The 14,897-nt window shown below is 64.1% G+C and carries 14 protein-coding genes and 1 tRNA gene; 5 read left to right on the plus strand and 10 right to left on the minus strand.

Annotation, left to right across the window (positions count from 1 at the left end; translation table 11 throughout):
- Positions 1-490: 490 nt before the first annotated feature.
- Complete coding sequence (locus RE429_RS02740; RefSeq protein WP_414472852.1) at positions 491-3,133, minus strand: ATP-binding protein; 2,643 nt, start codon at positions 3,131-3,133, stop codon at positions 491-493.
- A gap of 120 nt (positions 3,134-3,253) precedes the next feature.
- Positions 3,254-3,937 (minus strand): response regulator transcription factor, encoded by a 684-nt coding sequence (locus tag RE429_RS02745; RefSeq protein WP_414472853.1) that lies wholly within the window; start codon positions 3,935-3,937, stop codon positions 3,254-3,256.
- A 698-nt stretch (positions 3,938-4,635) separates the two neighbouring features.
- Between RE429_RS02745 and RE429_RS02750 the strand changes: the two genes are divergently transcribed.
- Positions 4,636-5,394, plus strand: a complete 759-nt coding sequence (locus tag RE429_RS02750) for an outer membrane protein (RefSeq protein WP_414472854.1) — start codon at positions 4,636-4,638, stop codon at positions 5,392-5,394.
- Positions 5,395-5,468: 74 nt separating this feature from the next.
- On the opposite strand, the gene RE429_RS02755 is transcribed toward RE429_RS02750, so the two are convergent.
- On the minus strand, positions 5,469-5,681 hold the full coding sequence (locus RE429_RS02755) for a sugar phosphorylase (protein ID WP_370435892.1): 213 nt from the start codon (positions 5,679-5,681) through the stop codon (positions 5,469-5,471).
- A gap of 361 nt (positions 5,682-6,042) precedes the next feature.
- Between RE429_RS02755 and RE429_RS02760 the strand changes: the two genes are divergently transcribed.
- Positions 6,043-6,119 (plus strand) — tRNA-Arg (locus tag RE429_RS02760).
- Between the two features lie 990 nt (positions 6,120-7,109).
- Here RE429_RS02760 and RE429_RS02765 read toward each other — a convergent pair.
- Complete coding sequence (locus RE429_RS02765) at positions 7,110-8,030, minus strand: LysR substrate-binding domain-containing protein (RefSeq protein WP_414472855.1); 921 nt, start codon at positions 8,028-8,030, stop codon at positions 7,110-7,112.
- 90 nt (positions 8,031-8,120) lie between these two features.
- On the opposite strand from RE429_RS02765, the gene RE429_RS02770 reads away from it, so the two are divergent.
- Positions 8,121-9,011 carry a DMT family transporter gene (locus tag RE429_RS02770; protein WP_414472856.1) on the plus strand — a complete coding sequence of 297 codons (891 nt, stop codon included), beginning with the start codon at positions 8,121-8,123 and terminating at the stop codon, positions 9,009-9,011.
- A 323-nt stretch (positions 9,012-9,334) separates the two neighbouring features.
- Here the strand turns inward: RE429_RS02770 and RE429_RS02775 are convergent, their stop codons facing one another.
- A complete protein-coding gene (locus tag RE429_RS02775) occupies positions 9,335-10,057 on the minus strand; it encodes a RibD family protein (protein WP_414472857.1) in 723 nt (240 codons plus the stop codon).
- An 89-nt stretch (positions 10,058-10,146) separates the two neighbouring features.
- Here RE429_RS02775 and RE429_RS02780 point away from each other — a divergent pair, with 89 nt between their 5' ends.
- Positions 10,147-10,320, plus strand: a complete 174-nt coding sequence (locus RE429_RS02780; RefSeq protein ID WP_414472858.1) for a hypothetical protein — start codon at positions 10,147-10,149, stop codon at positions 10,318-10,320.
- Positions 10,321-10,435: 115 nt separating this feature from the next.
- Here the strand turns inward: RE429_RS02780 and RE429_RS02785 are convergent, their stop codons facing one another.
- The 5 genes from RE429_RS02785 to RE429_RS02805 form a co-directional block, all read right to left on the minus strand.
- Positions 10,436-10,666 carry a tautomerase family protein gene (locus tag RE429_RS02785; RefSeq protein WP_414472859.1) on the minus strand — a complete coding sequence of 77 codons (231 nt, stop codon included), beginning with the start codon at positions 10,664-10,666 and terminating at the stop codon, positions 10,436-10,438.
- Positions 10,667-10,794: 128 nt separating this feature from the next.
- Positions 10,795-11,175 carry a DUF2255 family protein gene (locus RE429_RS02790; protein WP_414472860.1) on the minus strand — a complete coding sequence of 127 codons (381 nt, stop codon included), beginning with the start codon at positions 11,173-11,175 and terminating at the stop codon, positions 10,795-10,797.
- 16 nt (positions 11,176-11,191) lie between these two features.
- Positions 11,192-11,686 (minus strand): cyclophilin-like fold protein, encoded by a 495-nt coding sequence (locus RE429_RS02795; RefSeq protein WP_414472861.1) that lies wholly within the window; start codon positions 11,684-11,686, stop codon positions 11,192-11,194.
- A gap of 41 nt (positions 11,687-11,727) precedes the next feature.
- Entirely contained in the window at positions 11,728-12,123 is a 396-nt protein-coding gene (locus tag RE429_RS02800; RefSeq protein ID WP_414472862.1) for a cupin domain-containing protein, read from the minus strand.
- Between the two features lie 101 nt (positions 12,124-12,224).
- A complete protein-coding gene (locus tag RE429_RS02805; RefSeq protein ID WP_414472863.1) occupies positions 12,225-13,424 on the minus strand; it encodes an arabinose transporter in 1,200 nt (399 codons plus the stop codon).
- Positions 13,425-13,554: 130 nt separating this feature from the next.
- Here RE429_RS02805 and RE429_RS02810 point away from each other — a divergent pair, with 130 nt between their 5' ends.
- Positions 13,555-14,451, plus strand: coding sequence for a LysR family transcriptional regulator (locus RE429_RS02810; RefSeq protein ID WP_414472864.1), 897 nt, complete (start codon positions 13,555-13,557; stop codon positions 14,449-14,451).
- Positions 14,452-14,897: the final 446 nt, after the last annotated feature.

Here is a 14,897-nt window from a genome sequence, read left to right on the forward strand (position 1 = left end):
CGCCCTCGAGACGGGCATCTCCGCCTATGGCGCGGTTCTTCCAGAGCCTTTTCGGTGAACTGGATCCGGCTCGCCGTCGAACGATGCGGCCGAGCCAAGGAGGAGTGCCGGTTCCACGTCAGTGGCAACAGCCCTGAGGCGGGGCTGGACGGGCGCGGTCCCCGGACCGAGTCCGACAGACCATGACGCGCGGGAATGGGACTCGACAGCACATGGCACTTCCCCTCGTCCTCCCCGCCACCGTGTCATCCCCGTGTAGGCGGGGAGGTGGATCCATATTCGCGATGCCCTAGCGCATCGTGCGGACCCAGCGGGCCGCGCTAGCGAAAAGTGGACCCGGTTTTCCGCTTGCAACGATGCGCCATTGAAGGAGTGGAGCATCGGATTGGATCCCAAAAGAGGGTCCACTTTTGGGTCTGATGCTCTAGGAAGTGCGCAGCGGCATGCGCTCGCCCGTCACTGTACCGCCTGCGGTTATGGATCACCCCGTTCAGAATTCCATCGCGGCTTCCGCGCGCAGCCGTGCGATCTCTGCGACGGCGTCCGCTGCGGCGTGACGCGCCCTTTCCAGCGGCAGCGTGAGATCGTCTCCCTGGTTGCAGGCCTGCTCGAGCGCGGTGCAATGCTCCGCGAGCCCGGAAAAGCCCAGGAGGGCGGCCTGTGAGATGAGCGCATGGGCGTGCTTGGCCAGGCGGTGGCGCTCCGGGAAAGCGGCCTCGTTCGGGTGTAGGATCTGCAACTGCTCCTCGAACCGGTCGAGCCACCCGGCCACGCGCTCCGCCCCCATCATGGTTCTGAATTCGAGAAAGCTCTCCCGGTCGAAGTCGGGCTTCGTCGCGGCCGCTTGGGGAGCCGGGAGGGGCTCGTCCCGCACCGCGCCGGGCACCTCGCGCGCGGGGAGCCACTTCGCGAGCGTGCGCAGCAGGTCCTCGCGCTTCATGGGCTTGCCGATATGGTCGTCCATGCCGGCCTGCTTGAATTGCCTGACCTGCTGCGGCAGCACGTTCGCCGTCATGGCGACGATCGGAATGGCGCAGGAGGGCTGAGACAGCGCGCGGATCGCGCGGGTCGCGGAAATGCCGTCCATGCCGGGCATCTGCACGTCCATCAGGATGAGATCGTAGGCTTTGCGCTGAACGGCTTCGAGGGCCTCGCTGCCGTTCCACGCGATGTCGACGCGATGGCCGTCGGCTTCGAGCAGGAAACGCGCGAGCTCCTGATTGACCTCGATATCCTCGGCCAGCAGGATCCGCGACGGCGCGGCCCTGGGCAGGTTCCCGATCTGGCTTTCCGGCGCGAGGATGTATTCCCCGCGCGGCAGCGACAGTTCGATCCAGAAGGTCGAGCCCCGGCCCTCTTCGCTTTCGACGCCGATCTCTCCCCCCATCAGTTCGATCAGGCGTTTGGAGATCGCCAATCCGAGCCCTGTGCCGCCGAATTCCCGGCTCACGGACCGGTCGACCTGCGAGAAGCGCCGGAACAGGCGATCGCGTTTTTCAGGCGCGATCCCGATTCCGGTATCGGTTACGGAGATGCGGATCGTCTCTCCGTCCGGGGACGAGCCCTTGTAGTGGGCCCGGGCCGTAATATGGCCGGCGCGGGTGAACTTGACCGCGTTGTTGAGAAGATTCAGCAGGATCTGGCGAAGGCGCGTCTCGTCGCCCACCAGGATGTCGGGAATCGTCGCGTCCCACTCGGTCCGCATCGGAATGCCCTTCTTCTCCGCTCCGCTGCTGACGATCGAGACCGTGTTGTCGATCAGCGAAATCAGCGAGAACGGCTCCTGCTGAAGCACGACCTGATCCGCCTCGATGCTCGAGAAATCGAGGACGTCGTTCGCCACGGTCAGGAGGGCGGAGGCGGAGATCTGGATCAGATCGGCATAGCGGCGCTGGTCCGCCTGGAGCGTGCCGTCGAGCAGACGGTCGGTATAGCCGATGATGCCGTTCAGGGGCGTGCGGATTTCATGGCTCATGGTGGCCAGGAAGTCCGTCTTCGCATTGTTGGCGAGCCGCGCCTCGCCCAGGGCGTTCTCGGCGACGTTCTTTGCCGCCGTGAGCTCGTGCTCCCGGTCGGCGACCGCCTTCGCCATCCGGTTGAGGACGCGGCCGAGCAGGCGGACCTCCCCTGCGCCGCCTTCCGGGTAGCGCGCGGTGAAGTCGCCGTGCTCGAGCGCCCTGGCGGTGTAGACCAGATCCCGCAAGGGGCGCAGGATGAGAAGCTCGGCCCCGAGAATGCCGAGAATGATGGAGCCGCCGATGATGAGAGTGATCAGGCTCAGGCGGAAGCGGAGAATGCCGTTGATCTCTCCGATGGCCGAGTTGTGGTCGATGCCGAGCGCGAAGGCGGCATCCGTGTAGGGAAGCGGCCGGAAGATGAACAGGCGCAGCTTTCCGCTGAAGTCCGCGACCTCGTTGGCGCCTTCGGTATGGGCAAGGGCCTTGCGGCCGGCCGGCCGGTTCCCGACGCTGGTTCCGATGAGGTCGCCCATCGGCGGATAATGCATGATCAGCGTTCCTCTCTGGTCGACCAGGAACATGCTGATATCGGCGCGAAGCTCGCCCGAGACATCCTGGAACAGATTGGACGTGATCCCGAGAGACAGGATGCCGGTCACCTGCCCGTTGTGAAGGATCGGCGCGGCCGCCGTCATGGTCAGCTCGCCGGTCTTCCGGTCCGTGCCGAGGTCGCCCAAGGCGAAGCCCCGCTCCTGCAGGGCTCTGTTGTAGGATTCCCGACCGCTCAGATCGAGCCCCTTCGCCATCGCCGTGTCGGCGCAGGTCACGGTTCCGGTCGTATCGGAGAGCTGCAGCGACGCCGCCCATTGATGCAGCGTGACGTGACGCGCCATGATCGCATCGCACGCGGCGCCCCCGCCGCGAACGTCAGGCGTCTCGGCGAGCACGTTCAGCAGGACCCGGGCATCGTCGACGATCTGGCGCTGATTGCCAAGGGCGTAGGACGCGAAGAGCTCGGCTCGCTCATGGGTGACGCGGATCGCCCAGTCGCGTTCGTTGCCGGCGAACTGCACCAGCGCCGCCACGAGCGGCGCGAGGGCGGCAATGCCGATGAGGAGGAAGCGCCAGACCAGGCTTCGGTGATGCAGCCATCCGATCGCGGCTTTGCTGGGCATCAGGCCCGCATCTCCGGCGGGCGTCTGCCGGGCGTCCGACGCGATCCGCCCGCGGCGTCGCTCATGCGTCCCCGACGAGCCACGCCGGTGAGGGCGGGATTTCCTGTCCTGCGCGTCACGCTAATGGGCCCGGACGAGATGTTGGGCGCCCATGGAGGAGCGTGTCGCCGCAACGGCTGCCGCCGCGCGGTTGGCCACGCCGAAATGCCTGAAGATCGCCGCGAGATGGACCTTCACGGTCCCTTCGCCAAGCTTGAGGGCCAGGGCGATCTCCTTGTTCGACTTGCCCCGGATCAGGAGATCGAGAACCTCCTGCTGCCGCCGGGTGAGGAGGTGCCCCGGATCGGCCGTGTCCGGCCCGGCGTGGTCGGGGCTCGCGGGCGGCTGGTCCTCGGGAGAAGCCTCGACGTCCGCCAGCATGGAGGGCACGTAGAGGCTGCCGTCGAGCACTGTCCGGAGCGCTCCCGTCAGTTCCGCGACGCCGAGGCTCTTCGGGACATAGCCGTGGACGCCCGCCTCCAGGGACTGGAGAATGTCGCGCCGGGACTGGGAGCCGGAGACCACCGCCACCCTGGCATTCGGAAAATTCTCCCGGACGATCCGCAAATTCGCCGGCGTCGTCATGCCGGGCATCGAGAGGTCGAACAGGGCCGCCGAGACATCGGCGTTCTGATCCAGGCAGTCCAGAGCCTCGGTGAGGGACCCCACCTCCATGATGCGCGAGAAGCCGAGCTGTCTCGTGAGAATCGCGCTCATGGCCATTCGGAAGTAGGTATCGTCATCCGCGATAAGACCTGTACGCATGGCCTTCTCCAGTGCTTGTGCAGGGGGCGATCGCAATGCAGCCGGGGAGTGGGCTTCGGCGATGGGAGCCGCAGCGCGCTTAACGGAGCTTGGAGATCGTTTCGTCGATACAACGATATAATATTAATAAAGGCCAGAAGGAAAACTTAGCCTTTCAGGGCCCGAACGGCCGAGGATGTGAAGGGCTCGAACCGGACGACAACCAAGGCCGCTGTAGCCGTTGTTACAAATCCTGCTCGACAAGGCGCGGAGCTAAATTACGTTACAACGAGGCAAATCGAAATGCTCTCTTTGTTCAAAGATTTAGAGCATCCTGTCGGGAGCGGTCTCAGAGACGCGAGAGATTGGGCCCTCAGAGGCTTCCGTTACGAGAGAGAAGCTGGAATCGAGCGCGATCTTTGCAAACGTGCATGCTACCTTTTGCCGGAACGCACAAGCTTGGCGTCGGTCGGAGCCCTGCGGAGCCTCCTCCGAAGAGCCGCGATCCTCATCGAACGCTGCGATCCAGCCCTCGCCGAGGAGATCATCCTCAGCGAGAATCGCGGTCCGTGAAGTGCTTTTGTGCAAACGGCGGATACGAATGCCGGACTGAGCGAAGAATTAAGCTTAACACTCTCTTTACGTAAAATGTTGCATCATAACGTTGCCGTTCACTGTCGAAGCGGCATCGGTGACTCGTTGGGTAAAGAAGAATTCCTATGAACGTGATCAGGATCGTGGCCGTGACAGGCCTTTACGCAGCAACCGGATCGGCTGCCTTGGCGGCCGACCTGCCCCAGGCATTCTGGGCCCCGACGCCCGTCCTGCGGGAAACGAGAGAGGCCGCTCTCGGCTGGTATCTGCGGGGCGATGTCGGCTATGTCGACTACAAGCGTCCCGAGGCGGACTTCGCCATTCAGCCCTTCACCGCCGGCTTCACCCATGAGACCATGGGCAATGCCGCCGTGATCGCCGCCGGTGTGGGGTATCGCTTCAACCCGAATGTCCGGATGGATCTGACGCTGGATCATGTCTTCGATGCCCGGTTCAAAGGGGTCGCTCCCGCCCCCACCCTCGCCACGGCATCGATCACGGATCGGGCGGCCTTTCAGACCTCGACGGTCATGGTGAACGGTTATCTGGATTTCAGGCCCGTCCTGGGGTTCACGCCCTATGTCGGCGCCGGTATCGGCGTGGCGCACAACGTGCTCTCCCGCCACATGCTGACGACCTATGATGCGGCGACGGGAGACGAGGTGTCGGAGTATTTGGCGGGCGGCGACACCTACAATTTCGCCTGGGCGCTCATGGCGGGTTTGGGATACCAGATGTCCTCGAACTTCACCCTGGATCTCGGCTACCGCTATGTCAGCCTCGGCGACGTGAAGACCCGCACCTACGGCGACGGCACCGGGGTCGACGTGGGCTCGATCGGCGCGCACGAGGTCCGGATGGGGGTCCGTTACAATTTCAGATGAGGATGCCTACTCTCATCCGGCACTTGGCTCGCAGGCTGCATGGCGTAGCCGATCGCTCGGCCGACAGGGGGCCGCTACCAGCGGATCACCACGACCGTCTGATGGCCGTTGCCGAGTTCGACGGCTTCCAGTCCCTCGGTTCTCTTGGTCTGTTGCTTGGCATTCTCGACGATCTCGAACTCCTCCACATGCGTGGCGAAAGCCTCGTCCACTTCCGCAACGCAGAGCAGGGTGTCGGGGGGAAGATTTTCAACTTTCCTGAGAAAATCACGCAGGGTCTGAGCCATGAAATGCCTCCGGTTCCTGTCACAAACCGATCCACGGGAAGGGAGTTCCGGCAAGCGTGGCGCTTTCGTGCTCAATCGGTCATTCTTCGGACTGTAGAGAGGAGTAGAGGAGGCGGGCCGGTCGCGCAACAACGGGCGGTGAGCCACCAAGGCGTCACACGCTCGCGTGGCGCACGGGCAGCATGACGGCTTTTGCCTAGGTCGGCATGACGTGGGCCCGCACGGGTTCGTGGGGAACAAGTTCCGATGGGAGGCTATCCTGGGCCCCGGAGGCCCGAAACGTTGCAGCCCGCATGCGGAGCATTCCTCCACAAGGGTCTGGTCCCCTGGGAGCGACCGTGCTAAATCCCCTTCTCTCAGCGGTCCCGTAGCTCAGCAGGACAGAGCAGCGGTTTCCTAAACCGAAGGTCGGAAGTTCGAGTCTTCCCGGGATCGCCAGATAAACCATTGCAGCAATTTTGCTTTTCGCCCTATCCCCACAGGCGCAACAGCGGGGGTTGACACTATTAGGGCGTGGTTTGACAACTCTTAGTGTGTCGCTTGTTCGACTTGAGACCGAATCCCAGTGCGGATCCTCTACACTTGAGATGAAAACAGGCACCTTGAGCGTACGCTCATGCTGTTTCTCGATTGTCCTTCGGCCAGGCATAATGCCGCGCGTCGAGTCCAATCCCGTGCTAAGGAACGGTGATTGGAATCCTGCTTGGGCGCCAGTATTCCCGGGAAAACAGGCGGTTCGTTTAGGAGACCTGACCTGGAACCAATAGCACGCCTGAGTCCTAAGCTCGAAGGCCGCAATCGTTATTGAACCGGACGTTCCGGAAACGCACGGAATTTTGGTTCCTGACCGAACCTATTCTCTGACGCCGGGCCTGAGATCAAGCTCTCTGTGTGAAAGTGCTGACCGATGCTGATTGGGCGCACCTTTATGTCTTGCAGTCTTTGGTAGGCGGCTCGCTAAAGGGAGTTTAGGCCAATTTATCCGATCCAGATAAACCGGGGTAAACTCTTTATAAATTGTCCAGGCCGAGAACGGATCGATGGCGAACGCTCGCCCATGGGAAACACCTGAGGCGTACCGGTCATTTGAACGAACTTCTGCAATCGCGGGAAAGCGGGCCTTCACACGGCCATGTCGAGCGTCTCAGGATGGCACGGGCCCGACCGTAACCGTACTTCCGCATTCGCGGGGCGAGCCGACCTCGATAAGGCCAAGCCCGAGGGCTCAGATTGACCAGAGCCGACTCTAGCTGTTCCAAGGTAACCCCGGCTCGACGAGGGCTTCCTTGACTTCGTGATATCGCCGTTGGGCTAATCGTCTGCGGCATACGAGCCTATCGCAATCTGGTTTTAGTCAGGTTGGCTGACCGACGGGATCGGGAACAGACCTTGAACGATGGCAGCGCGGTGGGCTCGGTTCAGGGTGCACTACGTTTTCAGGAATGTTTCTGCTGAGGCCCCGGCCAGACCGGCCTCCGCCATGATCCGTCGCGCCAGGACACCCGCGGATGGCCGCAGGCGGGTTGCCGGCCGATCCAGCCAGTAAGCGACTGGGTTCAGGGCCGTCCGCGGATCAACAGGCACGAGGCGCTTAATCCGCAGCGCCTCCCCAACGAGGGGCGGTCGCGCCAGCGCGACGCCGAGGCCATAGGCTGCTGCATCGAGCACAAGGTTGTAATCCTCAAAACGGCGATCCTGCGGTCGAGGCCTGTAATCCATGCCCTGCGCCGCAAACCAGGCCCGCCATGCCGAGGCATCCGAGTCGTGCACGAGCGGGTGTTGCAGGATCCGTTCCGGCTCGCCGCTGCGGAGTGCATCGGCAAGGGCAGGGGAGGCGATGGGGAAGCAGTGCTCCTCGAACAGGCGGACCGAGACCCGTCCCGGCAGGCTGCCCCGGCCGCAACGGATCGCCAGATCGAGCCCCTCCGCTTCGAGATCGATGCTGCGATGCTCGACCACGAACTCGATCCGCAGGGGGGGATCGCTACCCTCGAAAGAGCGAAGGCGCGGCATCAGCCACAGACTGCTGACGGACGGGATCGAAGTCAGGCGGACGATGGCAGCGCCGCGCCGTTCGATCCAACGGTCGGAGCTCTCGGCGATCAGGGCGAAGGCCTCGCTGGTCCGCTGATGCAGGCGCTGCCCGTGCGGGGTCAGAGCAACCCCGCGAGCCTGTCGCTCGAAGAGTCTCTCGCCCAGCCAGTGTTCGAGCTTGGCAACCTGACGGCTGATGGCTCCATGCGTGAGGTGAAGGTCGTTTGCCGCCGCTGAGAAGCTGCCGAGGCGGGCAGCGGCCTCGAAGGCGCGCAAGGCATCGAGGGGCGGCAGTGAAGGCGAGCTGTGATCCATGCTCACAGCAGATGCGCGAATTGTTCGATTGTCAATCAGCTCTGCCTGCGGAAATGCTGGGTTCAGCTATTCCTTCGCTGAGGTTCCATTATGAGTGCTGCCGCCATCCTCTCCAGTCGTAAGTCCATCGACGGTGTGACGACCACCGCGGTCCTAGTCACGATCCTGGCCTGGGCTTCGGCCTTTCCAGCCATTCGCGCCGGACTTCAGGCCTTCGGCCCGATCGAACTCGGCGCTCTGCGTTTTGTGATCGCGGCAGTTCCGGCAGCTCTCTTTCTCGTCGTCACGCGTCCGGCGTGGCCAAATGTTTCAGACTTCCTCCGGCTGGCAGCGGGCGGCCTCCTCTTCGTGGCGTTCTATACGGCGCTCCTCAACATGGGCGAGATGACAGTGTCGGCCGGAGCGGCGAGCTTCATCATCAACACCAATCCCATCATGACGGCCGGGCTTGCGATGATCATGCTTGGTGAGCGCTTCACTGCCCGGGCTTGGGCCGGAACGGCCGTATCGTTCGTTGGCATTGGGCTCATCGCCTTCGGCGAGGGCAAAGGGATGCACCTCGACATCGGAGCCCTGCTCATTCTCGGGGCCGCCCTCTGCAACTCGGTGACGACCGTGGTGCAGAAGCCGCTCTTCACCCGCCACAAGCCGCTGACCGTCTCGGCCTGGAACATGGTGATCGGCGCGCTCGCCCTCTCGCCCTGGCTGCCGAATGCCGCGTCCGAGTTCGCGGTTGCATCGGCTTCGGGCATTCAGGCTGTGGTCTATCTCGGGCTTGTGCCGAGCCTTGTTGCCTATGGCACGTGGGCCGTCGCGCTCTCGCGCTTACCGGCCAGCCGTGCGTCGAACTTCATGTACTGCGTGCCGCCTGTTGCGACGCTTCTCGGCTTCCTCTGGCTCGGGGAAGTGCCGACCATTCTCGGCGCCATCGGTGGTATTCTGGCTTTGGTCGGCGTCGCGGTCGTCAACTGGCGGCGATAAGACGGCATTTCCCTCCTCACTTCCCTCCTGGAGCAAGGGAAAGTCAGGAGCCATGTGGACCCGTTGCCACTACGTGCCAGTCCCATTTCGACAATAGTCTACGACACACCTGTGAGTTTCCAACGGGCTCATTTGTCTCGGAGTTCGAGATATCCGAAAGGTCCTTAGTTGGCACCTCCCGGAAGTAGACCCTGAGTCTGCTCTCGCCAGGAACATCGGACGTTCCTAGAGGTCAAGGACGCGGCAGAGGATGACCCGCAACAGACCTTGGCCGCCGTCGTGTACTGAGGGTGTCGGCCTGATCAGTACATGAATCGGGAGGATCAGGGGCTAGCAGGAGCACCCTCGACTGCGTAATGGAGCCAGACCATCCCGCCTTCCAACGTTTCGGTGGCGAGATGCCGAAGCGATCGCCCGGCAGCGGGTCTCTCGTCGTCGGTACCTCCGTACTCAAAGATGCTCGGCACCCCAGCCAGCCCATCGATGCCAGGATACATGAGGAGACTGATCCCATCGATCAGCCCTGCCTTCAGGAACGCACCGTTGATGGTGCCGCCGCCCTCGAGGAGGAGAGTGCTGATCCCGAACGTATCGCCGAGGATGTCCATGGCTCGGTGCAGATCGTGTCCGTCCGGACCTGCGAACAGGTAGGACACGCCGTCCTCCCGCAACTCCGCCAGGTACTCATCCGTCACCTGCTCGCCGAGGACTGCCACGATGTGGTCACCACCGGCATGGTCCCGTCCGTAGTGAAGCCTGCCATGCGGATCCATGGCCACCGCAGTATCGCGGCCCCTTCGATCGGCAACATGAGGCGCCCGAAGGTCGGCCGGGATGGTTCCAGGAGGCCGAGCTTTGCCCTTGGCATAGCCCTCCATGGTCTTGCGGCCGACGATCCATCCGTCGGCGTCAAACCGGGATGCCACCTGATCGTAGGTCCGGTGGACGATGTCCGCATCGATGCCCGCGGCCGGAGGCGTCCAACGGTCGACGAGCAAGCGTCCGTCGACGGAACTCACCATATGGCAGATGATCTTGGGACGCATGTGAACTCCTTCCAGAAACCCGCCACGCGGGTAGCTCCCCGAACCTGGTTCAACCGGCTGCCTGTTCGAGGATGGTGTCTTGATACGGGATGCTTGCCACAGACGCAGGCATCCCGCCCCTGAGCGCTCTGTATCGTCACTTCCCGGCCGCCTTCCTCCTGCACCCATCCGATCCCCGTCGTCACGATCAGGACCTGGCCGAGGGCCGCGACCCGTTCAGCGTGATGACGGCGCTCTCCGCGCAGGCGGCGTTGCGGCGATGACGGCGAGCGAGATGGTGGCTGCGAACCGTTCCACGCCAAGCCCATCGTCCGGAGACGACCCTCCGCCAGGGGAGGCCCGGCGGCGAGAGCGGTGAGCCCGGCGGTCCGCAGGCGCTCAGAGAGGGTCGTAGCCGGGCTTCTTGTAGACCGCGTCCCATTTGGACTTGATGTCGGGCCTGTAGACCTTCTCGGCCCACTCATCCGGCGCGACGTCCTCGATCGCGACCGAGATGGACTTGTCGGCGGAGCCGATGGCGGTCCGAACGGCCTTGGCGACCTCCTCCGCCAGCTTGACTTTCTCCTGCTCGGTCCGTCCGGCATACATCTTGACGATCACGTGGGGCATGGTCTTGCGTCCTTTGGCTCTCTGAAGCGGGCACCGCTCGGATCAGAATTCCTGGTTGGTTGGGCGGAACAGGATCTCATTCACGTCCACATGTCATGGCTTTTCCCTTTCCTGACAGTGCGCGGAGGTCAGATCCCTGTTTCGCGCGGCGTGATCCTGACGGTGGCAGCACGGGCCCGGGTGCCGATCATCGCGCCGAGATACGGACTGCTCCGGTACTTCGCCCGATAGGCGTCGTCGATGGCGTCATTGATCGGTCCGTCGATCGGCTCGAAAGCCACGTCCTTCGTCATGCCGGCGACCGAGATCCGGCCCGCCTTCCGGCGCGACGCGGCCTGGTACCAGCGGGAGTTCCGCCCGTTGTAGGCACGGACGTAGAGATCGCCGTCGACCACCACCGACCAGATCCATGTCGGCGTGCCGAACGTCACGCCGTCCTCGCGGAACGGTGCGACATGCAGGTCGTCGGCTTCGGCGATCCGGTGCAGTTCGTCCTTCGGCCACGTCATGGCAGATCCCTTCCTGTCAGTGCCCGTCAGCGAGCTCGATGGTCGCCTGCATAGATCCGCGCACGTTCAATGCCTCCATGCCGGCGTCGATCGTTCCCAGCTTGATGAGGCCGCTTGAGTAGCCGAAGTCCCTGTAGAAGATCGCCAGGTTGCCCCAGGGCGCGTAATAGGTGATGTCGCCGATCGAAGGGTCGACGCCTGCCGGGGCTCCTTCCGTCGACAGCCGCTTCGGCAGATCGGTGATCTTCTCGGTCGATGCGTAATCATCCAGCGTCACCGTCATCGGCAGCAGGGCGGCGAAGTCCTTGGCTGTCGCGTTGTCGGCCAGAGTGGCCGTGATGACCCTGTCCTGAATCCTGATGGTGATCCTCATGGCGCTTGTCCGTTCATGGAATGTCGCTCGCGGCATCGCGGGGGCTGTCGGGCCGCTCTTCGCGGCATCGACGCTCGCAACCGTTCCGCTCAACGCGGTCGCGAGGGTCAGGGCGAACCACGCCGCCCCTGGTCTCATGGCCTCGCACTGCCGTTCGAAGCGCCCAGCCTCCTGGAGCATCAGCCGCGGTACTGTTCGTCGGTGACGTGCTCCATCCAGTCGACGGGCGAGCCGTTGAGCTTCTCCTGGATGGCGATGTGGCTCATGACCGTGGTCGGGGACGCGCCATGCCAGTGCTTCTCGCCGGGCTCGAACCAGACCACGTCGCCGGGCCGGATCTCCTCGATCGGGCCGCCCTCGCGCTGGACGAGGCCGAGGCCCGTCATGACGATCAGGGTCTGGCCGAGCGGGTGTGTGTGCCAGGCCGTGCGGGCACCGGGCTCGAAGGTCACGAGGGCGCCCGCGACGCGGGCCGGTTCGGGCGGGCTGAACAGCGGATCGATGCGAACCGTCCCGGTGAAGTACTCGCCCGGTGCCTTACCGGACGGCTGTGATCCCGCTCTCTTGATGTCCATGGTCGGACTCCCTGTGTTCATGTGCAGATCAGGTCTGCCGTTGAAGTTGAATCTAGGTGCACACGCCTGGTCGATTAGTGGCGCGGATCCGCATGCACCTATTAGCCGGGGTTATGAATGACCTGCGGCCGCATGAGGCGGACTGCAATGACAGCAGCCCCGAGCACGGTCACGGTGCTGGTGAGAAACACGGCACCCAAACCCGCCCCGCTGGCAATCAGCCCCAGGATCGGGCTGGTGATGCCCAGCGCCAGATCGAGGAACGCCGTGTAGGCACCCATGGCAAGGCCTCGGCTTTCCGGCGGGGCGCTGTGCACCGCCTCGATCCCGAGGCCGGGGTAGACCAACGAGTAGCCGATGCCGGTCAGCACCGCCCCGGTCAGGGCGAGGGCCGCCCCGGGGGCGAGCCAGATCAGTGCCAGGCCGGCTGCCTCAACGAGCACGCTGACCAGCGCAACCTTCGCACCACCAAGCCTGTCCGGCAGGTGGCCGAAGACCATGCGCACCACCATGAACGAGGCCGCGAAGGCGCTGAAGGCGAGCCACACCGGGCTCCAGCCGCGGTCGACAAACAGCAGCGAGATGAACGCGGTGATCGCCCCGAAGCCGATGCTGCTGAATGCCAGCCCGATCCCCGGCACCCAGATGGCTCCGATCACCTTCGTGAAGGCAGGGCTGCCACGATGCTGAGGAGCGACCGGACGCAGCGCCGCGACCAGGAGCAGCGTGGCCACAGGCATGAGGGTGGTGGCCAGGGCAATCGCGAGGAACCCATAAGCCGCGTACAGAGCGGAGCCGATGGGTGCGCCCAGCGCGAAGGCGGCGTACATCGCGGTGCCAACCCAGGCGATGACCTTGCCCGTAGGCCGCGGCTCGACGAGCGCCAGCCCCCAGCTCAGGGCTCCCGTGATGATGAAGCTTTCTGCTCCACCGAGCAGGGCCCGGCCCAGCAGCAGGATCGCGGCCGAGGCCACCGGAGTGCCGACGAACCGGAGCGACAGGAGGTAGAGAAGGCCGGCGCCTGCCGCCATCATCAAGCCGGCAACGACGGCGCGCTTGGCGCCGCGGCTGTCGGAGTAGTGCCCCGACCACACCCGGGAGATCAGGGAGGCAGCGAACTGGCTGCCCGTGATGAGGCCGACCACGAAGGTGCCGAGACCGAGCACTTGGTGCACGTGCAGCGGGAGCACCGGCAGCGCCATGCCGATGATCAGGAAGCCGATCAGCACCACCGCCATGATCGGCAGAAGCACCATCGCGACGCCGTGAGCAGGCGTGGAGCGGGAAGAGGTGTGTGACATCGTCTGTTTCCAGGTGCCGTGGGGCCAGGTCGGATGAGGTCGGTTTCCTGCGGCTGATGGTAATCTAGCTGTTGGGGCGGCATGCGATTAGATGGCATGATCCGCATGGGCCTATTAGGGGAGCTTATGAATGCCGGGTGGCAACCTGAACGATCTCCTCGCATTCCTGGCTGTCGCCCGGGAACGCAGCTTCACCAAGGCCGCGGCGCAGCTCGGCGTCTCGCAGTCGGCGCTGAGCCAGACCATCCGTCAGCTCGAGGAGCGGCTCGGGCTCCGCCTGCTCACCCGCACCACCCGCAGCGTCTCGCCGACGGAGGCGGGGGAGCGCCTCCTCAGGAGCGTTGGCCCGCGGCTGGACGAGATCGAGGATGAGATCGAGGCCCTGAGCGAACTCCGGGATAAGCCCGCCGGGACCATCCGGATCACGGCCACCGACTATGCCATCGATCATGTGCTCTGGCCGAAGCTTGAGAGGTTCCTGCCGAAGTATCCGGACATCCATGTCGAGCTCAGTATCGACTACGGCCTGACCGACATTGCCGCCCAGGCTTTCGATGCGGGCGTGCGTCTGGGCGAACAGGTTGCCAGGGACATGATCTCCGTGCGGATCGGGCCCGACATCCGCTTCGCGGTGGTTGGCTCGCGATCCTATTTCCGCAAGCACCCGGCCCCGCAGACGCCCGAGGATTTGGTCCACCACACCTGCATCAACCTGCGCCTGCCGACCCGAGGCGGATTGTGGGCCTGGGAGTTCGAGAAGGACGACCAGGAACTGCGGGTACGGGTCGAAGGCCAGCTCGTGTTCAACGGCATCAACCAGGTGCTCAATGCGGCAGCAGCCGGGTTCGGGCTCGCCTATGTGCCCGAGGACCTGGCCCAGCCTCATCTCGCAACGGGACGTCTCGTCCGGGTGTTGGCTGACTTTTGTCCGGTCTGGCCCGGATACCATCTGTATTATCCGAGCCGCCGCCAATCCTCACCGGCTTTCGCCCTGCTGGTCGACGCCCTGCGCCACCGGCAACGGTAAGATCGGGATGCCGCGACGCCGATCCAGTTCCTAACCTTTGTGCCGATCCAGCACACGGAGCCGGGTCCAGGCGTGGATAGCTCCCTGATCTCAGTCGCTCCCACATCGCTGGCGACAAGATCCCGCGGCTGCATGGGTGTTTCCGTGGCCGACATCGCGATTAGAAGGACGGCAAGGATCCCCGCCGCCACCGACACCTGCGAGCCGATCAGTTTGGCGCCATCCATCAGGTCATTGGCGTAGTCAGGAGTGTCGGAGTATCGGCTACGGGGCATGTCAGCCTTCCTTTCCGGTGCTGCGGTTCGCGTTGGACCGACCGGCCCACTACCGGGGGACGGCCCTCGAAGAAAGCAACGTGACCGTCGCTGCACGCAGTCCCACGTCTGGATCCTCATGATCGGGTTGAGCCGTCGGGCGCTCCGGAAACGGCGCTTCGGCCTGCCGCT

It is taken from the genome of Microvirga sp. M2, assembly GCF_047497095.1.
Classification (GTDB): domain Bacteria; phylum Pseudomonadota; class Alphaproteobacteria; order Rhizobiales; family Beijerinckiaceae; genus Microvirga.